Source organism: Burkholderia sp. AU16741 (assembly GCF_002223345.1).
Lineage (GTDB): Bacteria > Pseudomonadota > Gammaproteobacteria > Burkholderiales > Burkholderiaceae > Burkholderia > Burkholderia sola.
This window is the reverse complement of the sequence record NZ_NKEZ01000003.1, coordinates 891,450-916,583: the sequence shown is the minus strand read 5'-3', so window position 1 is coordinate 916,583 and position 25,134 is coordinate 891,450. Positions and strand designations below refer to the sequence as shown.

General features: G+C 67.6%; 13 protein-coding genes and 1 pseudogene. 3 read left to right on the top strand and 11 right to left on the bottom strand.

Translation table 11 applies throughout. The annotated features are described in order from the left end of the window. From CFB89_RS06675 to bcsB, 3 genes are read right to left on the bottom strand one after another with little or no spacing between them, the layout of a single operon-like run. Positions 1–3,888: a cellulose synthase subunit BcsC-related outer membrane protein gene (locus tag CFB89_RS06675; RefSeq protein WP_089467213.1), complete on the bottom strand. Its 3,888-nt coding sequence runs from the start codon at positions 3,886–3,888 to the stop codon at positions 1–3. Beyond that, positions 3,873–5,102 (bottom strand): cellulose synthase complex periplasmic endoglucanase BcsZ, encoded by a 1,230-nt coding sequence (gene bcsZ, locus CFB89_RS06670; protein ID WP_089467212.1) that lies wholly within the window; start codon positions 5,100–5,102, stop codon positions 3,873–3,875. Before bcsZ ends, CFB89_RS06675 begins: the two co-directional genes overlap by 16 nt. Positions 5,103–5,105: 3 nt before the next feature. Further along, complete coding sequence (gene bcsB, locus CFB89_RS06665; protein WP_089467211.1) at positions 5,106–7,442, bottom strand: cellulose biosynthesis cyclic di-GMP-binding regulatory protein BcsB; 2,337 nt, start codon at positions 7,440–7,442, stop codon at positions 5,106–5,108. A 294-nt stretch (positions 7,443–7,736) separates the two neighbouring features. On the opposite strand from bcsB, the gene CFB89_RS35245 reads away from it, so the two are divergent. Then, positions 7,737–8,087 carry a GGDEF domain-containing protein gene (locus CFB89_RS35245; RefSeq protein ID WP_256979593.1) on the top strand — a complete coding sequence of 117 codons (351 nt, stop codon included), beginning with the start codon at positions 7,737–7,739 and terminating at the stop codon, positions 8,085–8,087. 23 nt (positions 8,088–8,110) lie between these two features. Here the strand turns inward: CFB89_RS35245 and CFB89_RS06655 are convergent, their stop codons facing one another. From CFB89_RS06655 to CFB89_RS06640, 4 genes are read right to left on the bottom strand one after another with little or no spacing between them, the layout of a single operon-like run. Further along, positions 8,111–8,563 (bottom strand): hypothetical protein, encoded by a 453-nt coding sequence (locus tag CFB89_RS06655; RefSeq protein ID WP_089467210.1) that lies wholly within the window; start codon positions 8,561–8,563, stop codon positions 8,111–8,113. Then, positions 8,563–9,981 (bottom strand): phosphatase PAP2/dual specificity phosphatase family protein, encoded by a 1,419-nt coding sequence (locus tag CFB89_RS06650; protein WP_089467209.1) that lies wholly within the window; start codon positions 9,979–9,981, stop codon positions 8,563–8,565. The genes CFB89_RS06655 and CFB89_RS06650 overlap by 1 nt, the downstream gene beginning before the upstream one ends. Next, on the bottom strand, positions 9,978–11,747 hold the full coding sequence (locus tag CFB89_RS06645; RefSeq protein WP_089467208.1) for a bifunctional alpha/beta hydrolase/class I SAM-dependent methyltransferase: 1,770 nt from the start codon (positions 11,745–11,747) through the stop codon (positions 9,978–9,980). Before CFB89_RS06645 ends, CFB89_RS06650 begins: the two co-directional genes overlap by 4 nt. A gap of 58 nt (positions 11,748–11,805) precedes the next feature. Next, positions 11,806–12,411, bottom strand: a complete 606-nt coding sequence (locus tag CFB89_RS06640) for a CDP-alcohol phosphatidyltransferase family protein (RefSeq protein WP_089467207.1) — start codon at positions 12,409–12,411, stop codon at positions 11,806–11,808. A 469-nt stretch (positions 12,412–12,880) separates the two neighbouring features. Between CFB89_RS06640 and CFB89_RS06630 the strand changes: the two genes are divergently transcribed. Both CFB89_RS06630 and CFB89_RS06625 read left to right on the top strand, forming a co-directional pair. Further along, positions 12,881–13,513 (top strand): lysophospholipid acyltransferase family protein, encoded by a 633-nt coding sequence (locus CFB89_RS06630; protein WP_089467931.1) that lies wholly within the window; start codon positions 12,881–12,883, stop codon positions 13,511–13,513. Between the two features lie 39 nt (positions 13,514–13,552). After that, positions 13,553–14,482: a phosphatidate cytidylyltransferase gene (locus CFB89_RS06625; RefSeq protein ID WP_089467206.1), complete on the top strand. Its 930-nt coding sequence runs from the start codon at positions 13,553–13,555 to the stop codon at positions 14,480–14,482. A 335-nt stretch (positions 14,483–14,817) separates the two neighbouring features. On the opposite strand, the pseudogene CFB89_RS35240 reads toward CFB89_RS06625, so the two are convergent. The 4 genes and pseudogenes from CFB89_RS35240 to CFB89_RS06615 all read right to left on the bottom strand — a co-directional run bounded on the left by CFB89_RS35240 (position 14,818) and on the right by CFB89_RS06615 (position 25,105). Then, a pseudogene (locus CFB89_RS35240) lies at positions 14,818–15,200 on the bottom strand (ShlB/FhaC/HecB family hemolysin secretion/activation protein). Then, the gene (locus tag CFB89_RS35235; RefSeq protein WP_144030068.1) at positions 15,095–15,547 is read right to left on the bottom strand and encodes a hypothetical protein; all 453 of its coding nucleotides are present in this window, start codon (positions 15,545–15,547) and stop codon (positions 15,095–15,097) included. Before CFB89_RS35235 ends, CFB89_RS35240 begins: the two are co-directional and overlap by 106 nt. Before the next feature lie 22 nt (positions 15,548–15,569). Further along, positions 15,570–16,001, bottom strand: coding sequence for a hypothetical protein (locus tag CFB89_RS34035; protein ID WP_144030067.1), 432 nt, complete (start codon positions 15,999–16,001; stop codon positions 15,570–15,572). A gap of 8 nt (positions 16,002–16,009) precedes the next feature. Continuing rightward, positions 16,010–25,105: a hemagglutinin repeat-containing protein gene (locus tag CFB89_RS06615; RefSeq protein ID WP_179233383.1), complete on the bottom strand. Its 9,096-nt coding sequence runs from the start codon at positions 25,103–25,105 to the stop codon at positions 16,010–16,012. Positions 25,106–25,134: the final 29 nt, after the last annotated feature.

Sequence of the window (25,134 nt, the reverse complement as noted above, 5' to 3'; positions counted from 1 at the left end):
CTAGTAATCCGAATAAAGCCGCACGGGCGTCGGCGTCACGAGCCAGTTGCGCGGCGCGCGCGCATCGAACGCATAGCGCAGGTACACGAGCGCCGCGCTCGGCGCATAGTCGTGCGACCGGTCGATCTGCAACTGCGCGCCGACGCTCAGGTGCGGGTTCACGCGATACTCGACGATGCCGTTCACGCCGTACGAGAACGACACGCCGCGCGTCGAACTGCCCGCGTACACGAACCCGGCCGCCACCTGCGCGGCGCGCTGGCCGGTGAGCGTCGGGTAATACAGCGAATCCTTCTCGTAGCTGTTCGAAATCCCGCCCGTGACGGTCAGGTCCCACGACAGCGCATCGTGCCGCCCCGCCCATTCGATCGGCACGCCGAGCGACAGATAGCGCTGCGGGCTGTAGTAACCGCCCTGCCCGTACGTGTAGTAGCGCAGGTTCTGCGCGTAGTGCCACGCGTTGCCGACGAGCCCGGTGCTGACCTTCATCGTCGCGCGCTCGTACACGGGCACCGTGAAGCCGGTGCGCAGCGTGACTTCCGCATTGCGTTCGACGTTGCGGCCGGACAGCACGCCCGCGCCGAGTTCGGCGAACAGGTTCGTGCGGCCGACGTCGACCGATGCGCGCAGGTTCACGCCGTCGCGGCGCACGCCGCCCCACACCGCGCCCGTCCACGGGTCGCGCATCCCGGCGTACGACAGCACGCTGCTCGTTTCCGGCCGCCGCGACGCATTCACCGAGAAGCTCGCGGGGCCTGCGTCGAAGCGATAGCGCACGCCGCCGACCAGGTAATGCACCGGGAAACCGAGCGGCGACGTGCCGAGATCGAAGCGCCACGCATCGGACAGATAACCGGCGCCGAGCGCGACGCCCGTGGTCGACTGGTGCAGCGAGCCCGGCGGATTCGCGATCGATGCGGGTGTCAGGGCGTTCTGCGCCCTGAGCCCCGCGTACGTGCCGAACGTCTTCAGCGAAAACGCGTCCGGGTTACTCGTATCGAGCGTGCCGGGGTCGAGGTGCACGGTGTCGATCTGCGCGAACACGTGCCCGTCGTAGCGGATCGGCATCTGCACGTAGATCGGCACCTGCTGCGCGCGATACGACGAGATGCCTTCGTCGCCCGATTTGTATGCGGGGATCCAGCCGGTCTCGATCTCGGGGTTGCGCCGCTGCGCGAGGTCCGCGAACGCGGCCTGCGCGGGCGTGAGCCCGTCGCGGCCGGGGCTCACGCCCGTCGCGCGTTCCTGCGATTGCGACAGCCGGTACAGCGACGCCGCGTCGTCATAGCGGCCCTGCGCCTCGGCCACGCGCCCGGCCGCGGCCGTCACGTCGGCGCGTGCCGGATACGCGGCCTGCAGCCGGTCGGTCACCTGCGCGGCTTCGTCTGGGCGGCGCAGCGCGTTCAGGCGGCGCACGGCCGACAATTGCGTGTCGACGTCGTCGTCCGGCGTGCGCGCCAGCACGGCCTGCACGCGCTCGCGTGCGGCCGCACGGTTGCCGCTGTCCTCGTCGATCCGGGCGAGCGCGAGCTGCGTATCGGCATCGTCCGGCGTACGCGCGACGACCGGCGCGAGCGCCTCGCGCGCCGCATCGTAATGGCCCTGCGCGCGTTCGAGATCGGCGAGTTCGAGCGCATAGCGCTTGTCCGCGCGGCCGGCCGGGCTCGCGCGATCGAGCAGCGTGCGCGCCCGTGCATAGTCCTGTCGTGCGATCGCGTCGTCGGTCTGCCGCAGCACGAGCCGCAGCGACTGATCCTCCAGTCGCGCCCTCTGCGCCGGCGTCAGCGACGGATCGCGGCGCAGCGTGTCGAGCCACGCGGCGAGCACCTCGTCGCGCCCCGCGCTGCCGAGCAAGTCGCCGTAGCGCAGCCGCACGTCCGCATCGGCTTCGGCTTCGCGCGGATGCGCGGCGATCCAGTCGTGCAGCGGCGCGAGGCCGCGCTCGGGTTCGCCCGCGTCGATCCACTGCGCGCCGATCGCCGCGAGCATGTCGGGATCGTCCGGTGCGCTCGCCTGCGCGTGCGCGAGCGTGGCCGCGAAGGCCGCGCGGTCGCCGCGTGCGTGCGCGCCGCGCGCGTCGGCCAGCGCGCTTTCGGCATCGAGCTTACGCGCCAGCGCGCGCATCCCGTCCGAGCGGTGCGCGTCGTCGACCGGCGCCAGCGCGGCCTGCGCACCCGCGACGTCGTCGATCGAGTTGCGGTACAGCGCGCTCGCGTAGCGCATCTCGGGCGTATCGCTTCGCGCGAGCCCGTCGTCCATCACCGTGCGGCCGAGCTGCGGCAGCCCCATGTCGCGATAGAGGCGCGCCAGCGCGAAGCGCGTCCACGGCGCGTCGGGCGCCGCGCGCACGGCCGCCTCGTAGCGTTGCGCGGCCGGCCCGCGCGCCCCCTTGTCGGCCAGCGCCCGCGCTTCGTTCGCGAGCACGTCGCCGCGCAGGCCGTCGAGCGTACGGCGATCGTCGGCGCCCGTCACACGCCCTTGCAGCGCGTCGAGCAGCGGGCCGATCCGGTCCGCGCGGCCGGTGTTTTCATACAGCGTGGCCGTGTCGCGCACGGCCGACAGGCTCGGCGAACGCGCGGCCAGCAAGCCGCGCAGCAACGGCTCCGCCCGCGCCCAGTCGTGCTGCGCGAGCAACGCATCGGCGAGCTGCAGCTTCGCGTCGGGGTTGTCCGGCTGCATCGCGAGCGCTGCACGCGCGGCGCGCTCGGCATCCTGCGGGCGCCCGCCGCTGGCCGCTTCGCGGCCTTGCGCGAGCAGCCCCCAGAACTGCGCGGTACGCGCGAGGCCTTGCCATTTGCCGCGCTGGTCGGTCGCACGCGACGCGGCTCGCGCGAACAGCGCGCGCGCTTCGTCGTGGCGCCCTTCGCGCAAACGCAGCAGGCCGAGCCCGCCCAGCGCGTCGGCGTCGTCCGCCCGCGCCCGCGCGGCGCGCGCGAGCAGCGGATCGGCGGCGGCCAGGTCGCCGCGCGCGAGCGCCTGCAACCCGCGCTGCTGCGCGATGTAGTCGGGATCGCGTTCGAGCCGGCGCTGCGCGTCGCGCTGCTGGTCGAGGGCGGCGGCGCGATCGCGGAATTCGGTGTCGTCCGGCGCGAGCGCGAGATACGCATGCAGCGCATCGAGATACGCGGGATCGCTGCCGGCCGACTGCAGCACGCGCCGCCACAGCGCCATCGCTTCCGTATGGTCCGCGTCGGTGCGCTTCGCGAGCGACGCGGCGATCCGGTTCGCTTCCGGCCGCGTGTCGTCGCGCTGGTTCAACAGCCGCGCGAGCGCGACCGACGCGCTCGTGTCCCGCGGATCGGCGGCGATCGCGCGGCGCAGCGCGGCGATCGCCGGCTCGCGGCCGCCCGGCGCATTCGACACGATCTGGTAATACTCGGCGCCCAGCGCCCCCGACGGCGCGCCGTTCGGAAACAGCGCGACGATCCGCCGGGCCGCCTCGTCGGCGCGGCCGCTGCGCGCGAGCAGCCGAATCTGCGCCATCTCGCCGCGCCCGCTCGTCGCGACGCGGTATTCGTCGGCCACCCGCCGCGTGCCAGGCGCATTCGGCGACTGCGCCTGCAGCCGCGCCAGCGACGCCTGCGCGCCTTTCGCGTCGCCGAGCCGCAGCAGCACGCGCACCTGTTCGGCCAGCAGGTCGGGGTCGCCCGGCGCGATCAGCAAGCCCTTGCGCAGCGCATCGCGCGCGAGATCGTCGCGATGCTTGATGCCCCACATCCGCGCGGTGTCGAGCTCGCGCCGCGCATCGGCGGCGGCCGAGGTCGACGGTGTCGCGGGGTTCGCGATCGCCGTGCCCGTGGCAGCACCCGGCGCCGCCGCGCACACCGACGACGCGAGCCACGCGAATCCCGCGACGTGCGGTGCGGCGCGCTTCAGCGGGCGGCGCACGAACGGCCTCCCCAGCGGGTGTCGAGCGTGCCGTCCGCCCCGAATCGATAGCGGCCGTCGCGCCAGCCGAGGCCGAACAGCGTCAGCACGCTCGTGTAATAGCCGGGCGCCGACTGGCGCGCGAGCGCATCGACGCGAGCCGCCTGTGCATCCGCGAGCGCGTGCTGGCCGCGTGCGTCGAGAAACGGCACGGCCGCCGCGGAGAAGCCGCCGTTGCCGTCGTTCGGCCCCGCGACGCCCGTCGTCGTATCGACCCTCTCCGGCGGCGCGCCATGCGCGGCGATATGGTCGGCGAACGGCGCGAAGCGCGCGAGCAGCGGCGCGGCAAGCGGATCGGCGCGGTCGAGCGTGCCGGCCCACAGATACACGCGGATCGCGTTGTACGCGCTCTCCGCATGCGTGTCCGGATCGGGCCCGAAGCCCTTGCCCGCGCGATACAGCGCCCAGTCGGGCGAGAAGCCCTTCGGCGCGGTGTCGAGCAGCACGCGAGCGGTGCTCGATGCCAGCGCGCTCCAGCGCCGGTCGTCGGGCAGCCGCACGCCGAGCGCGCGAATCACCTGCGGCGGCGAATAGCTCGGATTCACGCGCCATTGGCCGTTGGCGAGCTTGAAGCCGGTCGGCCCCGGCAGCAGCGTGAGGCCGAGGCCCGGCACGGTCGCCGTCTCGTCGTCGAGCACGCGCTTCGCGAGCAGCGCGCCGCGCGCCGTATAGCTGCGCTCGTGCCACAGCCGCCCGGCCTCGACGAGCGCATACGCGATCCACAGGTCGGCGTCCGACGCCGCGTTCGCGTCGAGCACGCGCCACGCGCCGTCGGGCGCGCGGCCCCACAGCCACGCCGGCAGGTGCGCGCTCAGGTCGCCCTGCGCGAGGTTGTTCTCGGTCCATGCGAGGATCGTGTCGAACATGCGCCGGTCGTTCGCGACCAGCGCGAAGAAAAGTCCATACGCCTGCCCCTCCGACACCGTGCGCGAATCGGCCGAGCCGACGTCGATCACGCGGCCGTCGGCCGAGACGAAATCGCGCTTGAACGCGTCCCAGCGCGGCCACGCCGCGCCGCATCCCGCGCCCGCCGCATCGGCCGCACTGGCCGGCGCGGCGTGCGTGCGCGTGGCCACGCCGGCCGCCGCGCACGTCACCGCAACCGCCAGCGCGAGCATCGCGCCGACACGCCGCGCCGGCTGCGTTGCCCGTCGCTTCGTCATTGCCCGCGCCATCCGTTACATCCCCCGTCGACGCGCGGCGATTCGCTGCAGCACGCTGAACACGCCGAGCGCGAGCAGCAGCCCCGCGGCGACGCCGACCGCGCCGAGTACGACCGGATGCCGTGCCGCCTCCGTCCACACGCGCGCATACCACGGCACGAAGCCGACCACGTAAGGCTCGCCGACCCGCAGGCTGTCGACCCGCCCCGGCCGCACCAGCGCAAGGTCACCCTGCAGTTGCGACACGAGCCCCGAGTTCTCGAACACGTCGAGCAGATCGCCGAGGCGCGGCTGGTCGGTCGCCGTCAGCGCGACGACGCTGCGGCCGTGACTGTCCGGCAGCTCGAACCCGGCGAGCGCCGCGAGCGGGCCCGCCTGTTCGATGTGCGCGCCGCCGTCGGGGAGGCCCACGCCGTTGCGCCAGCGTTCCTTCACCGTGAACGCGACACGCGTCGCGCCCGCGCCGCCGGCCCCGCCCGGCTCGCCGATCGCGAGCGGCAGCGCCGTGCGCCACTGCGCGAGCAGCGGCGACGCCGGCGAGCCGTCGATCACGAGCAGATCCTTGTGCCCCGACAGCGCGGCGACGTCGCCGGGCCGCGCGACCTGCACGCGCAGCGCCGGGAAGCCGGTCCATTCGCCCATGTGGCCAAGCATCGTCAGATAGGCCTCGAGCTCCTGCGGCGACGGCCGGTCGGGCATCACGACGGCCGTCTGCGACAGGTCGGCGAAGCGCGTGAACGGGAAGCCGCTGTTCGCGAAGAACGCGAGGTTCGGCAATTGCGCGTAATGGACGAAGTGCGAGAAGTCGATCGTCGAATCGGGATCGATCGCCGCGCGCTGCGGCTCGGTGGCCGTGCTCGAACACAGGCCCGTCTTCTGCGAATCGAGCGTGAAGCGGAACTGCAGCTGGTTGCCGCTGCCGACGCGGAACGCCGGAATGTCGACGTCGCTCGTCACGCGCCCTTCCGGCACCGACAGCAGCGGCAGCTGCATGCGGCCGTGCGCGTCCTCCGCCTGGGCCGGCCCGAGCCGGTACGACTTCACGAGCTGATCGTTGATCTCGATCGCGAGCGTCGAATTGTCCTGCACGGTCGGCGCCGTGTAGCGGTAGCGCAGCGTGATCGGCACGCCCGCGCCGTTCCACGAATGCAGATCGGCCGGCACGCGCAGGTTCAGCCGGATCGCGTCGGGCGTCGTGCCGCGCACTTCCAGCTGGTGCGGGTCGTTCACGAGTTCGCGGAACGCGATCGGCCGGTTCACCGGCAGCCAGCGCGGCGCGTCGTACGGCTTGCGCGGCGCGCCGAGATCGACGTGCGCGACCGTCGCCGCCGGCCCCGACAGCGCCGCGCGGCCGAGCACGAGCGTCGCGACCGCGTCGTCGACCTCGGCCGCCGTGCGGCCCGTGACGACCAGCAGCTTGCGGCCCGGCGCGGCCGGGTTGTCGGCGACCGCGAGCAGCGGGCCGTCGACTTGCGGCAGCGCGAGACCGGCCGGCAACGTCGCGACCGTGCCGACCACGACGGCCTGGTCGTCGGCCGGCAGCGCGGTCGACACCGGGAAGCGCGCATGCCGGTAGTCGGCCAGCGCGCCGAACCACGACGCGAGCACGCCCGCGCTGCGCAGCGTCGCCGAATCGGGCGTGGCGGGCAGCACGAACGGCAGCCGCAAGCGGCCGTTGTCGCGCCGGTCGAAGAACGGCGCGGGCAGCAGCGCGAGATCGTTCGGCAGGCGCACCGGCGCTTCGTCGAGGATCAGCTCGCTCGTCGGGCTCACGTCGGCCCACAGCGCCGAGTTCGCCGGATCCTCGCAATGGTCGAGCGTGTAATGCGCGATCAGGCGCAGACCGATCTGGTTGAAATCGGAAAAGTAACGCGGATCGATCGGGATTTCCTGCGTCACCGTGCGGCCCGCGCGCGCGGCGTCGAACGGGACGGTCGCGATCACCTCGCCGTTCACCGACACCTTCAGGTGCGACAGCGGAAAGACCAGCGACGGCGAATACGCGTAGGTCAGGCGCAAGCGCGCGCCCGTGACCACGCGGTCGAGCCGCACGCCGGCGTTGATCGTGCGCGCGTCGTCGGCGCCGCGCAGGCGCAGCGGATCGAACGCGCCGAGCGATGCGAACGGCAAGTGGACGGTCGTCGCCGGCAGGCCGGCGGCCGGCGCGCTGGCCGCCGTCGGCGCCGCCGCGGGCACCGCGGCCGGCACGGCATCGGGCGCCGCCGCGCGAGCGGCCCCGGCCGTCGACGCGGCAGCCGGCACGGCCGGCATCGGCGCGGCCGACAGCGCGGCCGTATGGAAAGCGCCGGTCATCGCGGCCGTCAGGACGAACAGCGACACGGCGGGCTTCATGCGCGGCCTCGCGTCGTCACGATCGTCCGGTGATCCTGCGCGTCGCAGCAGACGCGCGCAAAGCAGCTATGCCCGTGAGTGCACATCCCCTCTGCTTCCCCTCATATCTGGCTTGATTGCATTTATCGGTACGACGCGGCGGATGCTTCAACGACCGGTTCGTCGCGCTGACGGACGCCTGGCACTCGCGCCCGTCATTTGTCACACTATCTTAAAAATAGAACAAAACTTACCGTGATTCGCGACTGAGAGGCGAAAAAATCTCAATTCGGTCGGAAATGCCGCGCAGGAAGAGTGAATGGCAAGCATTGCGCCGCTGCCAGCCGGACGGCTGGAACGGCATACTGCCGGCGCGATACGGCTGGCCGGGCATCGGCCCCGTTCCGTTGCGGACGGCCCGGAACGCGCTGCCGCAAGCGGCGCGTATGCTACCGCAAGTACGCGCCGCGCGACGCACTTTCTTCATGGAAAACTGACCTGGATCAAATCGGCGACTCCGCCACCCCGTCGGCCGGGACGCTGCTGCGCAGCATCGCCGCGATGCTGCCGGACGACGGCACCGACATGCACGCGCTGATCGAGCATGCGGACCAGGCGATGTACGAGGCCAAGCGCACGCGGACGCAACGGGCGGCCCGCGCGTAACGCGTGACGCGTCGCATGCATCGCTAGCCGATCGGCGACACCGCGATCGCGATTCCGACGACGAGCCACTGCACGATCGCGACGAGCACGGCGGCCCGGCACAGCCCGACCGCGCCGCGCACGCGCGCGTCGAGCGTGCGTCCGGCCTTCGTCGCGTCGATCCAGCCCAGATCGACGAGCGCGCGGTCGAGCGCCGCCAGGCCGCCGTCGACCGCCCCGTCGCCGTCCATCGCCCGCGCCAGCGCGGCAAACAGCCGTCGATCGATCTCGATGCGCACCGCGTACCACAGCGCCGCGATCCCCGACCCCGTGCTGACGACGGCCAGCAGCACGCGGCCGAGCGTCGCCGGCGGCCAGCCCGCCGCGATCCATCCGCCCGCGCCGGCCGCGGCCAGCGCGGCCGCGATCGCCCACGCGCCCGCGTCGAGCGCACCACGCGCGGCGGCGATCCTGAACGGGCCGGACCGATCGCCCATCACACGCGCTCCGCGTCGCGACGGCGATCGATCCATTGCTGCAGCACGGCCACGCTTTCATCCGACCATACCGCGTGCGGCCGCACCGCGCGCACCGCGGCCAGCGCGTCGCGCGCATCGGTCAGCCCGCGCCGCGCGGCGAGCCACGCGGCCGCGCACAGCACGCTGCGCCCGTAGCCGAGCGCGCAGCAGACCAGCACGTCGCGCCCTTCGCCATGCAGGCGTTCGAGCGCCGCGACGGCCTGCGCAAGCCGCGCCGCCGTCGGCGCGACGAGATCGAGCTGCGGCACGCACGCATACGCGAGCAACGCATCGGCCGCCGCCCAGCGCGGCATCTCGGCGGTCAGGTCGACCAGCGCGGTGAAGCCGTGGCGCCGGATCTCGCGCGTGGTCGGCGTCCGGCCGATCGACACGCGTTCGTCGATCCGCATGGGTGCCGGCTGCCGGAACGTCCACAGCCGCGAATTGACGAACGCGCCGGCGACCGTCGGCGCGAGCAGCCAGCCGATGAAGACCGGAAACCGGCCCTCCGCATCCTTCTGGAACGCGCCCGGCGCGCCGCGCCGGTATGCCCATGCGACGCAGGCGAGCGCCAGCGCGGCCCACCCCGCCGCCAGCGCCCAGCCCGGCGCGCGCGGCACGCACGCCAGCGCCGCGAGCGCGACCAGAGCGGCACCGCACGCATAGCGGCGCGCGAGCGCGCGACCGGCCGCGGACGGCGACGCATCGGCGCACGGCAAACGGCCCGCGGCATCGCGCAGCGGAAACAGGAACAGCGCGAGACAGCCGACGGCCGCCCCGGTCGGCACGTCGATCGCATGATGCTGGTAAGTCGTCAGCACCGACACGCCGATCGCCGCGAACCACAGATGCAGCACGACACGCGCGAACGTACCGCGCAGGTGCTTCGCATAGACGGCCCACAGCACGACGAGCAACCCGATATGCAGCGACGGCGCCTGGTTGAACGGCTTGTCGAAGCCCATCAGCAGCGTGAACAGCGCGCCGGCCACGCCGCCCGAGTCGGGCCGCTCGAAGCCGAAACGCAGCGGCCACGCGATGAAGCACGCGACCGACACCAGTTGCACGGTCAGCAGCCGCTTCACGTGATCGAGCAGATCGTCGCGGCGCGTCCAGAAGAAGAACGACAGCGCATACAGCAGATCGATCGACCAGTACGGCACGATCGTCCACGGCACGAACGGGATCGCATGCTCCCAGCCGAACGCGAACGTCGGCACCGCGGCGCGGCGCGCGGCGAGCCAGTTCGCGAAGCCGTACGTCGAGAAGAACACGGCGCCCATCGCCGCGAGCCAGCACACGCGCAGCGCGAACGACGCGTCGCGCGCGCCGGCCGCCGGCTCGGCCAGCCCGCCGCTCGCATCCGCATCCACACCCGCGCCGCCGAGCGCGCTCATGACGCGTCGACCCGCTGCGCGAGGCTGACCGTGAAGATGCCCATCTCGTCGATCCGCTGGTCGAGCTTGCGGAAGCCCGCCCGCGCGACGAGCTCATCCATTTCGGCCTGCGAACGGCGACGCATCACCCAGGTCGATTCGCCGCGGTGATTATTCAGCGCACGCGCGATGAATTCGAGCTGCGGATGCCACGGCTGGCCCGTATAGACGAGATAGCCGCCCGGTGGCACGGCCTGCGCGAGCCCGCGCAGCGAGCGCTCGATCAGTGCGTTCTCGCCGAACAGCTCGTAGAGACCCGACACGATCGCCAGCGTCGGCCGCGGCTCGAGCGTCGCGAGGGACGCCTCGTCGAACGCATCGCCGCGCTCGAAGCGCGCGATCGGCTCGAGGCCGCGCTGCGCGATCAGCACGCGGCCGGCCTCGACGTTCGGCGGGCTGTAGTCGCGCAGCGTGATGTCGTCGGGCGCCGCGCCGTCGCGCTCGGCGGCCGTCGCGATCGCGTCGAGCACGTAGCGCCCGTGGCCGGCCGCGATGTCGACGATCCGCACCGGCGTGCCGTTCCCGCGCAGGCGGCCGATCGCCGTGCCGATCAGTTCCTGCAGATGCACCTTGCGCTGGCGGATGCCGACCCAGCCCGGCGAATCGAGATACGTGCGGTCGACCAGCGCGCCGATGCCGAATCGCCCCTGCGCGCGGTTGCGGTACACGTAGTCGAGCGTCGAGCCCGAATCGAAACCGAGCCGCAGCCCGAGCGCGATGCCGTCGGACAGCGCGCCGCCGGCTTTCAGGCCGGCGCGCGTGAGCGCCCAGTACGCCCGGGCGAACACGTTGGCCGGCGGCCGGCCGAGCGCCGCGTATTCGTCGTGGAACGCGCCGCGGCGGTCGGCATCGGCGAGCGACACGCGCGGGCTCGGTGCGTCGAACTCGCGCAGCACGAACGCACGCAGCGGCGCGAGCGCCTGCGCGCGGTCGCGCTCGCCGAGCGTGTCGTGGTAGAAGCCCGGCAGCACGATGCGCTCCTTGCGCGCCGAGCCGAGCCGCTCGAAGAAGCGGTCCTGCGGGCCGCGATGCACGACCCAGTCGGCGCCCGAGATCAGCAACTGCGTCGGCACGGTGATCGCGGCCGCGTCGGCAACGATGCGCTGCGCGGTATCGTGCAGGTCGAGCAGCATGTTGACCGCGATCGGCCGCGTGATCAGCGGATCGGACGCGTAGCTCGCGATGCGCTCGGGGTCATGCGTGAGGAATTTCGGCTTCACGTAGCTGTTCACGTAGAACAGCCCGCGCAGCCTGTGCATCAGCCGCAGCCCCGGCCGCGCGAACGGCACGTAGAGCTTGATGTGGAATGCCGGCGACGCGACGACGAGCGCACGGATCGGCGGCGCGTAATCGTGCGCCCAGGTCGCCGCGAGCACCGCGCCGACGCTCTGGCCGACGACGGCCATCTCCTCGATCGCGATGCCGTGCGTGTCGCGGATATGCTCGACGAAGGTCTGCAGATCGCGCACCGACGCGGCCGCGCTCGGGCTGTAGCCGCGCGCGCCCGGCGAGCGGCCGTGACCGCGTGCGTCCCACGCGAAAAACGCGAAATCCGGCAGGTCGAGCTCGTCGACGAGGTGCGCGACGCGCGCCGAATGTTCGTGGCCCCGATGCAGCAGCACGATCGCGCCGCGGCAGCGTGGGCCCGTCGCGGGCCAGTGACGATAGAACAGCGTTGCGCCGTCGTGCGTGATGAAGTCGGCCTCACGGGCCGTGCGTGCGTTCATGCGATCTCTCTCGTTTCGTTATTCGAATCATGTGGCGCCGCCCTCCCGCGCCCGGCTGTCAGCCGCCCGCTTCGGCGATCCCGGCCCGCACGCGCCGCACCGCCGTCACGATCGACAGCACGATCAGCAGCCGCCACAGCCACGCGGCGACGCCGCCGACCGGCAAGCCGAGGCCGATCCACAGCGCGAACGCGCCGAGGGCCAGCGCCCGGTCGCTCTTGCCGAACGGGCCGTCGTAGCGGCGCGTCGCGCCGACGAGCGGGCCGATCAGCCCCGCGCATTCGACGATCACCGCCGTCAGCGCGAACAGCCAGACGTCCGCCGGCGCGAACGCGGAAATGGCGAGGAACGGCAGCACGAGCGCGATGTCGGACACGATGTCGCCCAGCTCGTTCAGGTACGCGCCGAGCGTGCTCTTCTGCCCGTGCTCGCGCGCGAGCATCCCGTCGATCGCGTTGAGCGCCATGCGCGCGAACAGCCACAGCGGAATCAGCAGGAACAGCGGGCGGGCGAACACGCCGAGCCCGGCGAGCGCGCCGACGACGATCGATCCGCCGGCCGCGAACAGCGTGACCTGGTTGGCGGTGACACCCCGTTCGGCGAGCGAATTCGCGAACGGGCGCAGACGGTTCTGGAATTTGGGTTTGAGTGCGTAGAGGCTCATCGTTTCGTATTCGTATTATTCGCGCGGCACGGCCGGATACGTTTCCCGCCGCCATGCCCCGGGCGGCGAAACGGCCTTCGTCGGCCTGGATTGAACGGCCCTCATCGTCGCCGAGCGGCCTCGTTGCGTCAAGCCTGCGGGCCGGGCCGCCCGCGCGGCGCCAATCTGGCGTTTTTCGGCGAAACTCGCGATAATCCGCTGGCCCGATCGCCGCGAGCTTCATTCGAACGGCAGACGGGCACTCGTGCAACAGCCGATTATCACGCCGCCGACCGGCGCATTCGCCGCGACGCAACAGCGTGCGACGGCGAATCGTCCGATTATCGCGGACCTGCGACAGGCAGCCACGAACTTTGAAAAAATTTAAACAAGAGCCGTCCGGCGCGCATCCTGCCGCGCCGGCATTCGGGGGTTCCGTCCGCCGCGCGTGCGCGGCGGGCCGGGCATGCATGCAGGAGGCCGCGCGCCGATGAACATCCTCAACGTCTGGCAGCGCGACTTCCTGCTGTCCATCGTGCGGCTCGTCGCCGGCGCGTATCCGGTGTGGCATCAGGCACCGCCGTCCCCGACGCAAAAGATCTATTTTTCCAACCATACGAGCCACATCGACACGCTCGCGATCCTCGCCGCGCTGCCGCGCGACGTGCGCGCGGTCGTGCGGCCGGTCGCCGCGCGCGACTACTGGGACAGCAGCGACCTGAAACGCCACATCGCGCAGAAACTGCTGAACGTCGTGCTGATCGACCGTCACCGCGAATCCGGCGGCGATCCCCTCGACCCGGTGCGCGACGCGCTGCGGCAGGGCCACTCGATCATCATCTTCCCGGAAGGCACGCGCGGCGCCGACGTATTGCCGCAACCGTTCAAGAGCGGGCTGTTCCATCTCGCGACCGAGTTTCCGGACGTCGCGCTCGCGCCCGTCTACCTCGAGAACCTGCAGCGCATCATGCCGAAGGGCGCGATCTGGCCCGTGCCGCTGATCTGCAAGGTGCATTTCGGGGCGAACGAAGCGCTCGGCGCCGACGAAGACAAGCCGACCTTCCTCGCCCGCATGCGCGACGCGGTCATCGCGCTCGCGCCGCCGCAGCGGCCGGCCGGCTGAACGCGGCGCGCCCCCTTCTCCCTTTTCCGGATACCAACCATGCGAACCCTCTTCTGGGAACTGGTCGCGGGCGTCACGGGCGTGCTCGTCGTCGCGACCGTGATCGGCGCGATCCTCGGCGCGCGCAGCGGCGGCACCAGCGCGACCATCGTCAACCTGAACCAGCGCATCCGCGCGTGGTGGGCGATGATCGCGATCATGGCCGTCGCGATCGGCCTCGGCAACAACGTCACGTACCTGGTGTTCGCGCTGCTGTCGTATCTGACGCTGCGCGAATTCATCACGCTCACGCCGACCACCGCGAGCGACCATACGACGCTGTTCATCGCGTTCTTCATCGCGATCCCCGTGCAGTACCTGCTGCTCGGCATCAACTGGTACGGGATGTACTCGATCTTCGTGCCCGTGCACCTGTTCTTCGCGATGTCGCTCGTGTCGGCGCTCACGCAGGACACGCGCGACTTCCTGAGCCGCAACGCGAAGATCAACTGGGCGCTGATGGTGTGCGTGTACGGGCTGAGCCACGCGCCGGCCGTGCTGATCCTCGACATCCCGCGCTACGCCGGGCAGAACGCGCTGCTGCTGTTCTTCTTCCTGTTCGTCGTGCAGATCAGCGACGTGCTGCAGTACGTGGTCGGCAAACTGTTCGGACGCCGCAAGATCGCGCCGCAGCTGTCGCCGTCGAAGACGATCGAGGGTTTCATCGGCGGCGGCCTGCTGGCGACGCTGTGCGGCGCGTCGCTGTATCGCGTGACGCCGTTCAGCTTCGGCGCGGCATTCGGGATCTCGCTCGCGATCGTGATCGCGGGCTTCGTCGGCGGCCTCGTGCTGTCGGCCGTCAAGCGCTCGCTCGGCGCCAAGGACTGGGGCTCGATGATCGCCGGCCACGGCGGCATGCTCGATCGCGTCGATTCGATCTGCTTCGCCGCGCCGGTGTTCTTTCACCTCGTGCGCTATCTGTACGTGTGACGTGCGGGCGGTGCGAGGCCGCCCGGCGTACGTCACAACTTGTCGCGGATTCAGCGCTGTGTCGGTCGTCTAGCTGACGTGGCACTAGCAAGCGTGGCGTTCGAACATCGATAGCTGACCAGAAAAACGTCGGCTTCCGGTCCTCCTCGTCGGCATTATTGAATCCATGAAATGCCTGGCGGCTCGATCGCGTATTCATCAAAACTGGGCCGTTAGCTGAAAGTCGAGCGTGACACGGTTCGTCGGAAAGCCGGACGGCTTGTACACCGGTGTACCGGCGAACAGGTCGTAGCCGTATCCGCCGAAACGCGTCGCGACGCTCCCCTTCACGCCGATCACCGCGCCTGCCAGTTGCGTGCCGACCAGCGCGACCGGCTGCGGCCCCACACTCGACCGTAGTCGAGGCCCGCGTAGACCGCCATCCCCGTCTGCCCGATCGGTGCTTGAAGCTCGTTGCGCCAGTAGAAACCACGCGCAGCCGCGAGCATCGTTTCGCCGTCGAACCCACGCACGGTATAGCGGCTGCCGATCGTCAGATCGTCGATGTAGTACAACGTGTTGCCCGTGTACTGGCGTGGAATGTCGTGACGTAGCGGAACGGTTGCTGCGCGATTAAGAACGGTACCGACAGATTCGCGTCGAGCACGGCCATCTTGTAGCGATAGGTCGGGCCGCCGTCGGATGCCAGCATGTCGTCCTGCGCGCCGAATGCGCCGATGCCCTGGCGATACGCGAGCGTGCCGTCGATCTGCGCTTGGGTATATTTTCCTTTGCGTTATCTGCAAGCTGCTTCGCAAGCGTCTTTTCATCCGGATGAAACTGCCGATTGAACCGATCAACGTTATACCCAGAGAACGCCCCCGATTCACCGCCCACGACACCACCGGCCCCCGTCGCAAGCGCGTTGGCCACAATATTGCCCAGCGCCTGATTCATATTGGCGTTCCCGGTCGGATCGCTGCCTGCGATCGCGCTGCTGAGCTCGTTCGGCTTGCCGGAGGCGATCGACGCAATCGCCGCACCGGCTGCGCCACCCACCGCATTGCCGCCTGCCAGTCCAGTCACAACGCCGCACCTGCACCTTTCATCAGTGCGCACACCTTCGAATCGTCAAAGCGCTATAAGTCATATTGATCCCGTACACCGCCTTCCCTTCGCTATACTCGACACCTCTTCGCACTTCCGCACTAATACCTTGTTTGCAAAGAATAATTACACCATCCGAATCAACTTCCCTCCATCCGATACGCTTCAACCCTTGACTGTATTTATCCCCCAATTCTGGCACCCACGTTTTCGCGTCGATCCCCACATACAAATATGCAGACCCGTACTTATAATTATGCGATCTCATCGCCACAACACCACCATTCATCAAAATGACATCCATGTCGCGCCGCATAATTCCAAATTTTTCACCTCCATCAGTAGGATTGTTTCTCACCCCCAAAGTCATAAAAATAAATCCAACAACCGCAACAACAATCCAAATATTTTTATCCAATTTCATCTTTGTCATGCGGAGGATCATCTCCGCTTAGGTTGCATGCCAGGAATTGTAAAGACTGGGAAGGCAACACCAGTGGAACCACCTCCGCCGGGATTGGGCGCACGTGTAAGTCCACCAAAGCCTACACCAACCTCTACGGATGTATCTCCTCCGAAAGCATGATTACCACCCACACATCCGCCGTACGCACACAAAGTTGCCCCAAACGATGCACCTGCAAGAAAATTATCTGTTATATCCGCCTGAAGAGTGGGGACTTTATTAGCTCCAGCCGGAATGATGCCAACGGTGACAGACGCTCCCGGTATCACTGGAACAGCACCGCCGCCTCCCAAATAAACATTCCCGTTGTGCAGGTTAATAGAAATGCCCGCCGAACTACCAAAAGCAGAACCGCCAATAGTTACGTAATCAAGCGTCCCAGGGCGAGTGGCAAGTACATTCGAGACGAACGCGTTACTGTCAGCTCGCAAATCCTCAGCGTTGTACTGAAACAAACTACGCCCCGGCGTTTGCTTCACCATGCCACCGTAACCCGAAGCCGCGAAGTACGTCCCATTGTAATTCTTCAGTTGAGCCTGTTCGACCATATAACCGGCACCCTCTTGCTCCAGCGCCGAGTACTTTGCGTAGTCTGCCGTACCCGGCGCGTACTCCGCTGCACAGTGGACTAGTGCGCATCCCGCCGCTTCCAGTCGATGCTCCTTGTTAGTATCGCCGTTGGCCAAATCATGTATGACTTTCTTTTCTTCGGGGTGAAGTTGGCGATTGAATCGGTCAGCGTTATAACCAGAAAACGCCCCCGATTCACCGCCCACGACACCACCGGCCCCCGTCGCAAGCGCGTTGGCCACAATGTTGCCCAGCGCCTGATTCATATTGGCGTTCCCAGTCGGATCGCTGCCTGCGATCGCGCTGCTAAGCTCGTTCAGCTTGCCGGAGGCGATCGATGCAATCGCGGCACCGGCTGCGCCACCGACCGCATTGCCGCCTGCCAGTCCAGTCACCAACGCCGCACCTGCACCTTGCATCAGCGCGCGATTCGCTCCGCCTTCCTTCCAGGCATCGACACCTGCTTGGTCACCATTCTTCTCGGCTTGCCGTTTCATCTCGTCGGCGTAGTCACCGATCCGTCGCGACACCGCTTCGCCAGCCGCGGCGGCCGCAGCCATCATGTCCGACTGGTTGGCCAGCAGGTTCTGCATGTCCGGAAGTTTCGCGACCGTTCCGTTCGTGTTCGTCGTATCGCGATTCAAGCTGGCCACATCCTGCTTCTGGTTTGCCGAATCTGTGATCGTCACCGTCCCCGCGCTCACGCCGCTCTTCGTCGTCGCGCTATCACTGCCGCTGTCATTCTGGCCAAGCATGGGCGCAGCGCCCCCCGTATTCTTGCCCGACGTGCTGCCGTGCGTGCTGTAGTTCATTCCGCCGTCGCCGGTCGTCGCGCCTGCACTGAAGCCGCTCGAGCTCGCATCGTAATGCGACTGGTTCTGGACGTCCGAGAAGGACAGCGAACCTGTCGTCAGGGAATTCTTCGACGCATCCGCGTCGCTCGCGATCAGCCCACCCTTCAGATCGGTATTGCCGGTGACGTTGATATTGAAACCGCCATCGCCTGCGTGAATCCCTGCCTGTTCATTGACGCCCGCATAGCTGCCCGACGCGTTGCCCTTGCTTTGGCTGACGCTCCCGCTGGCGCCGCCCTGACTGACGCTGAAGCCACCGCCCGAACTCGACTGATGCGCCGCGCTCGACAACGTATCCTGCAAGCTGACGATGTTCAGATTCCCGCCCACATCGGCGTTGACCTGATTACCCTTCACGTTCGAGCCGATGATGTTCGTATCGCCGCCCGAGATGATCGTCACATTGTTTGCTGCGGTTACATGGCTATTGTTCTGCGTAGCCAGATTGCTGTTGCCGTCGCCGTTGGCCTTCGACATCGCCGCGGAAACACCGAACCCGCCCGTGCCGACCGACACACCCACGCTCGCACTCTTCGACTCGTTCGTGCTGCGCGTCGAGTCGGTGTCCGTCGTATTGACGATATTGACCTGATTCTTCGCAGCCAGAATCACATCGTTCGCGTTCACGTTTGAGCCGGCGATCGTCACATTGCCGCTACCCGGTTGCCCGTTCCCCGTTGCAGCAAACGCCACCGTTCCGCCCGCATTCACATTCGAGCCACGATTCGTCGCGCTGTCTTCGGAGAATGCGCTCTTTCTGTGACTGCTGCCGACGCTGACTTCGACCTTGAACTGAGGCGTTTCGCCCGCCCCCAGCGCCCGGACCACATCGCCCGCAGCCATGTTCGCATCCCATGCCGCGCTCGCCGCGGCCATCCCGTGCAGCGCCGCTGCCCGGCCATCCTGGCTATTGCCGGACGCACGCGATTGACCCACAGCGTTCGACACCGCGTCGATCACCGGCGCCCTCAGCGCCAGCGTCAGGCCGCTCTTCGACACTTCCTGTGTTTCGCCGCGATGATGCGTGTCCTGCGCCGCGTCAATCGTCACGTTCGCGCCTGTCCCGCTGAGATTCTTCGCTGCGATCAGGTCGCTGCCGATCACGTGCAGGTCGTTTCCAGCCGTGATGCTCAGGTTGCCCTTCAGCGAACCGATCGAACTGGCGTTGTTCGACACCTCGGTCGTCTGGCTGGTCGTCTTCAGCGAGCTGCTGCCGACTGATACCGACAGTCCGCCGCCCGACATCAGCCCGGATTCCTTCTTGTTGTAGTAGCTCGACGACTTCAAGGTGTCCTGCGACGTCGTCACCGTCACGTTGCGCGCTGCCGTGAGCGTCACGTCGTTCGTTCCGACGATGGTGCTGCCCTGAACATTGACGTCCTTTCCGCTGACAATGTTCACGCCGTCCGCTGATACCAGACTGCCGCGATTGAGCGTCATCGTCTGGTCGATCCCGCTCGCAACCTTCACGCCGCTTACGACATTGCTGTGGCTGTGCGTTTCGTGTGAGTTCAACTCGTGCGTCTCGGTTGCCGCGCCGACGTTCACGTCGCCGGCCGCCAGCAGGTTCGCGTTGCCCTTGTCGAGACTGATTGCGCTGCCGGAAAGCGTGATGTCCTTGCCCGACACGATATTCACCGTATCACCGCCCTTGAGCGTCGTCCCGGTCAGCGCCTGATCGGACGTATGCAGTGTCTCCGCGTAGCTGCCGTGACTGTCGCTGCCCGAACTGTTGCTGTTCACCGTCGATGTCGTACTCGCCGCGCCGAGCGTCACGTTGCCCTTGGCAGCAAGGGTCCCGCCCTGGGCGAGGTCGATCTGAGCGCCCTTGGCCGTCAGGTCTCCGCCGACGGCGATCAACGATTGCCCACCGACCGTCACCGAGCTGCCGGTGACCTTGTTGATGTCGGTGTTCGACACCCCGTTCGCCCGCTGCACGATCTTGTGCTCACCCGTCTGCACCGCACCGAGATCCCAGTTGCCGCCGACGGTCATGCCGAGATTTCCGCCGACCAATAGGTTCCCCGCGTTCTGCTGGAAGTTGCCGCCGGTGACGATCGACGCATCGCCCGCGACGTCCAGTTTGGCGGTTGGCCCGAGCGTCGTCACCACGCTCGTCGCGCCATCGCGGCTCACCCGTGTGTTCGTCTTCGTCGCCGTATCGAGAATCAGGTCCTTGCCGGCGTCCAGCTGCAGACTGCCGGCCTTGACGCTCGCCGACGTCAGGTCGATGTTGTTTTCGGTCTTCAGCGACATCAGCCTGCCGCTTTGCAGCGCACCGAACGCGTTGTCGATCTGCTTGCCCTGAATGGCCAGCGTGTTGTCCGCCTTGATCGTGCCGCTGTTCGTGAAGAACTGTGCGTTCTGGAAGTCGATGTTCGTCGCGCTGATCAGCGGGCCGTTGACATTCTGCTGGTTCGCCTGCGCGAGATACACGACCGGCACCAACACCGACTGACCGTCGACCACCCGCGTTTCCATCATGACCACGTTACCGGTCAGCTTCGACACCTGCTCGGCCGACAGGCTCGTGCCGATCGGTAGATCGAGTGACCTCGACAGATCCGCGCCGGCCGCCATCAACGATTGATACATGGTCTGCAGGTCTGCGTACGGCCCGAGCACGGCCTTGCCGGTCAGCGCCGTGACTTCGTTGCGCACGAGCTGCTGCTCGTAGAAGCCGTCACCAAGTCGCTTCGGGATGTGCGTGAGGTCTACGCCGAGCTGACCGAAGAAGTAGTCGCTCGAAATGAAGTTCTTCTGGTTCGTGAACGCCGGATTCGTCTCGATCACGTAGCTCGCATTCGGCGCAGTCGTCGGCTTGAACAAGCCGCCTTGCGGAATCGTGAGGTTGTTCAGCACGTTCAGCGCCGTCGCACTGGCGATGATCGGGTCGACCGGCGCCGACGGACCGCCGTGTACGGCCGACGCTCCCGATTTCGCGCCGCTCGCGTTCCCGCTCAAGTTGGTGGGCGTGAGGCCCGGCACCGACTGCCCCGGCAGCAAGCCGAGCGACGGAATCGATGCGTTGCCTGCCGTGTTGTTGACGCTGACGCCTGTGCCGGAAATCGTGCCGTTCGAACTTATCGTCGAGAAGTAGCCGGGCAGCGTGTAATCCTTGATCGACGCCGGTGCCGCCTGCGTGTAGCCGCCCGGACGGCTGCCGACGAACGGCGCATTGCCGAACGGCAATTGCCAGTCGTGTTCGGAATTGTCGTAGTTGTTGTAGTGATACTGCCCCGAGTAGGAAACCGTCACGCCCGGCAGTTTCTGGCCGGATGCCGACCAACCGTCAGCGTCGTAGTGACTCGGCATCTTGATGTCGCCGACCGCCGCGATGTTGCTCCAGTAGTTTTGCAGGGTACCGACCGACGACGCATCGATCTTGCCACCGGACACGATCTGCGCGGCCGGGCTGATGTCTGTCACGGTCGTCGCTGTCGCGCTGTCCGCGTAGTAGGTCGTGAACTGATATGTGCTGTTCCACTGACCGCCGTGAGGCGGCTCGGTGTAGACACCGCCGATGCTGTCCGGATCCTTGACGCCAACCTGGCCAGTGCGGCCGCTGATCGGAATGCCGAACTGCGCTAGCGACGCAGGATCGATCTGGTTGGTGGACGTCTTCATCACGCGACGCGTGCTCGTCACCTTGTCCGCATGCAGTTCCATGTCGCCTAGGGACTGGATCAGCGCGGACACGTTGTTGACCAGCGCGGCGTTCGTATAATTGCCGCTGGCATCCTTGCCGCCTGCCAGCACGACCTTGCCCATGCCGAAGATCGCCGTCGTCGCCATCGAATCGGTCGCAGTCGTGTCGTCGCGGTTTTCGATGTCGTGCGCGAGGATTTCCAGCGTACCGTTGCTGTCCGATGCACCGATCAACGCGGTCGGCCCGAGGTTCGAGATGGTATTCGTCGCGTTGAGCGAAGCGCTCGCGCCTACGAGCACGCCCGTATTCGTCAGGTTGGCCGATTGCGTATGCAGCAGGCCGCCGGCGGTCAGCGCCCCCACGTTGACGATGTTGCCCGCGTTGACGCTCAGGTTGTTGACCGATTGCAGGTTCGCGTTGTTCGTGAAGGTGTCGGGCAGCGTGAAGGCGAGATCGTGACCGACGTTGAACTGCGTATCGGATGCCGCCGTGTAATCGCCCTGCAGATTCACGTTCGCGTCGTGCGCCGCGCTGTATGTTCCGCCGCCCTGCAGCGTGGCCGCCGCGACCGTCAGGTCGTGTGTCGAGCTGATCTGGCCGTTCGTATTCGTGATCGCACCGGTTGTCGTGACGTCCACGTCGCCGTTCGAATTCGTGACGTTGCCAATGGTGCCGCCGCTGTTGTCCAACGCGTTGCCTCGAACATGCAATGACGCACCGCTGAGCTGACCGCCTAGCGTGTTGCTGATCGACGCGGCGCTGACCGTCACCTGGCCGTTGCCGGTAATCGCGCCCATGCCCGCTACGCCGCCGGCGTGGCTGTTGGCGATCTGGCTGCCGCCTTGCACCGTCATCTTGCCTGCACCGAGGTCGACAATGGCGCCGTCCGCGTTGTCGATCGAGGCCGATTGAATGGCGAGCGTGCTGGTGTCACCCGCAACCGATTGCCCGCCCTGGATGTGGCCGCCTCGGTTTGATAGAGCGCCACCATTCTTCAACGACAGCGACGCGTCCGATCGCAGGAGGCCCTGCGCATTGTTCACATCGCCCGCAATCGTGGCGTCGATGCCGCGCTGCGCGGCGAGGATACCGCTCGCGTTGTTCCAGGCGGCCGCGTTGACGATGGCTTGTCCCTTCGTCACGATGGTGCCCGACGCGTTGTTCAGCGCGCTGGCTCCCTTGCCCGGCGCGATCGTCAGCGTGCCGGTGCCGGCATGCGTAATGGTGCCGCCTGCGTTGTTCAGATCGGCCGGCGTGAGCGTCAGGTCTGTGCTGTTGGTCTGGATCACGCCGGCGGCCGAGTTGTCGAGTGTGCCGCTGACGTTCATCCCCATCGCTGACGATCCATACTGCGTGATCGTACCGCCATGGTTCACGAGGTTCGCGGCCGTCAGCGCAAGCTGATTGGCCTCGAGCTTGCCGCCGCTGTTGTCGAGCGTCGAATCGGCGGTGACCGACAGGTTCGGTGCAACGATCGAGCCGCCGTGATTCGTCATCGAGCCTGTGTGGATCGTCGCGTTCGTGCTGGCACCGATCTCGCCGCCGTCGTTCGCGAGCGTACCGCTGGTGACGCTCAGATCCGTGTTCGACAACAGCTTGCCGCTCGCATTGTTCAGCGAGCCGACGACGGTTGCCATCAGTCCGTTCTGCGCGTTGATCGAGCCCGCCGTGTTGTTCAGCGCGCCGGTTTGCGCGACGACGCGCCCGTTGCTCGCGATCGAACCGCCTACGTTCGACACCGACCCCGTACCTCCGCCGAGCGTCAGCGTGCCGTTGCCGGCATGCGTGATCGTGCCGCCGTCGTTGGCAAGCGCGGCAGAGGAAAGCGTCAGGTCGGTACTGTTGGTCTGAAGCGTGCCGCCGCTGGAATTGTCGAGCGTGCCCGACACGTTCACGCTCATCGCCCCGGCCCCGGTCTGCGTGATCGTGCCGCCGTGATTCACGAGATCCGTCGCACTCAACGACACCAGGCCCGCCTGCACGGTGCCGGCGCTGTTGTCGAGCGCCGTGGCGCTGACTGTGGCCGTCTGGCCGATGATTGAGCCGCCGTTGTTCGTCAGATGCGCGCCGGCGTCGACCGCGACGTTCTGCGCAGCCTCCAGGGTGCCGCTACCGTTGTCGACCGATTGGCCCGAAACGTGAAGATTCGTGTTGGATGTGATCGCGCCACGGTTGACAACGTTTGCGCCGCGAACCGAGACATCACCGTTGCCGCCGATCACACCGCCTTGCGCGCCGTTCGCAGTCGTCCCTGCGGCATTGGTCAACTGGCCGCTCGTTGTCACCGACAGGCCGTCGCCGTTGAGCGATGTGATCCGGCCCGCCGTGTTGTCCAGCGACGCACCGGCCACCGTCGTGCCGGCCGCGCTTTGAAGCGTGCCCTGATTGTTCGCGATGGCGCCGCCATGCACGTCTGCCGTGCTCTCGGAAATCAGTTCACCGGACTGGTTGGCGATCTGGCCGGCCACGTTGACCGACAGCGGCCCCTGCGATGAAACCTTGCCGCTCTGGTTCGACAGATTGCCGCCGGTCAGCGTCGTGCTGCCGCCGCTCGACAGACTGCCGTGATCGTTGATCACGGTGCCCGATGCGTTCGCCTGGATGGCGCCTTGCGCGCTTGTGGTCGCGTTCGACAGGTTCATGTCGCCGGCCGTCGCGTTCAGTGACAGATTGCCGTTTGCTGCGGTCTGGCTGCCGGCGAGATTCACGCTCGCACCGGTCAGTGACGCATTGCCGCCCGCTATGTTCTGCCCCGTTGCGCTCAACTGGCCCGAGGCTGCCAGGTTCAGAGCACCGCCCCGGCCTACCGACCCGTCGTTGTTCACGCCCGCGCCGAGCGTGCCGGTCGAATTGACGCTGTCCGCATTCACCGTCGCGCTCTGCTGCGCGGCGAGCGTCCCGGTGTTCGTGAGATCGGCGCTTGTACTGGCCGACAGCGATTGCTGCGCGTAAGTCGTGCCGCCGTTCTGGATGCCCCCGGCAGCCGACAGCGCGAGGTTGCCGCTCGCGGTCGTCTTGCCCGTCAGTACGAGCCGGCCGTTTGACTGCAGCGTCAGATCACCCGCCTGCGCCGCGATCGTACCGGCGTTGACGACCCCCACACCGTTCTCGTTCGATGCGAGGAAGATCCTGTTGGCATACATGCCGCCCAACTGACTCACGTCGATCGCCACCGACGGAGCCGGGCCGTCGCCGGCGATCGGTGTCGCTGCAAGCGTGTCGTGATTGACCCGGGCCGCGCCTGCGATCACGTTCAAGTTCTTCGCATAGATGGCGGAATTGGTCTGTACAGCGCGGGCGATAAGGTCCACCTGATCGGTACCGGTTACGTTCAAACCGGCGCCCGAGACGGTCACGAGCCCGCGGTTGACGTTGTATCCGGCAAGCGAACCATCGGTGCCGTAGAACGGCACACCGGTCGTCAAGGTCGCGCGACTGGTATTCAGGAAGCTTCCCCCGTCCACGAAAATCCCGGACGGATTAGCGATGACCATCTCCGCGCGAGCGCCTGCGATCTCCAGGGCGCCGCGAATTTGTGAGGGGTTCGGGCTGTTGACCTGGTTGACGATGATCCGCGCGGCCTGCCCGGCTCCGTAATTCGGGTTGCCGTTGATCCAGCCCGCCTGCTGCGTCTGAACCATCGTGGCCGAGTTGTTCAGGATCGCGCCAGCCTTTTGGACATCGAACTGATTGTAGGTGTTGACCGATACGCCGGCGCCTGAAGGCTTGGCCACGTTGACCTGGGGCAAGCCGTTCGGCGTCTGGATCACCCGCGTGCTGGTGCCGGGCGTCGGGATGATCTGTGCACCGGACAGGGTGGGCAGCATGCCGAGCGCGGCGATACCCGCTACAACAACGCAAGCGCCGGACGTCGACGATCGCGGCCGTGCACGTACTTCGCCCGTCGCCGATTTGCCCTCGGCGATCGCTGTCTCCGCGACGGCCACCACCATACCCCGAAGCCTGGAATACACCAGGCGGTGCGTATTTTTGTTCATTCTCGTCGACGCGGCCCGCGTCCATTCGT

What these genes read in the sequence shown, in the direction of transcription:
- bcsZ (WP_089467212.1), bottom strand. Translation starts at nt 5,102, where the DNA reads ATGGCGCGGGCAATGACGAAGCGACGGGCAACGCAGCCGGCGCGGCGT.
- bcsB (WP_089467211.1), bottom strand. Translation starts at nt 7,442, where the DNA reads ATGAAGCCCGCCGTGTCGCTGTTCGTCCTGACGGCCGCGATGACCGGC.
- CFB89_RS06655 (WP_089467210.1), bottom strand. Translation starts at nt 8,563, where the DNA reads ATGGGCGATCGGTCCGGCCCGTTCAGGATCGCCGCCGCGCGTGGTGCG.
- CFB89_RS06650 (WP_089467209.1), bottom strand. Translation starts at nt 9,981, where the DNA reads ATGAGCGCGCTCGGCGGCGCGGGTGTGGATGCGGATGCGAGCGGCGGG.
- CFB89_RS06645 (WP_089467208.1), bottom strand. Translation starts at nt 11,747, where the DNA reads ATGAACGCACGCACGGCCCGTGAGGCCGACTTCATCACGCACGACGGC.
- CFB89_RS06640 (WP_089467207.1), bottom strand. Translation starts at nt 12,411, where the DNA reads ATGAGCCTCTACGCACTCAAACCCAAATTCCAGAACCGTCTGCGCCCG.
- CFB89_RS06630 (WP_089467931.1), top strand. Translation starts at nt 12,881, where the DNA reads ATGAACATCCTCAACGTCTGGCAGCGCGACTTCCTGCTGTCCATCGTG.
- CFB89_RS06625 (WP_089467206.1), top strand. Translation starts at nt 13,553, where the DNA reads ATGCGAACCCTCTTCTGGGAACTGGTCGCGGGCGTCACGGGCGTGCTC.
- CFB89_RS34035 (WP_144030067.1), bottom strand. Translation starts at nt 16,001, where the DNA reads ATGACAAAGATGAAATTGGATAAAAATATTTGGATTGTTGTTGCGGTT.
- CFB89_RS06615 (WP_179233383.1), bottom strand. Translation starts at nt 25,105, where the DNA reads ATGAACAAAAATACGCACCGCCTGGTGTATTCCAGGCTTCGGGGTATG.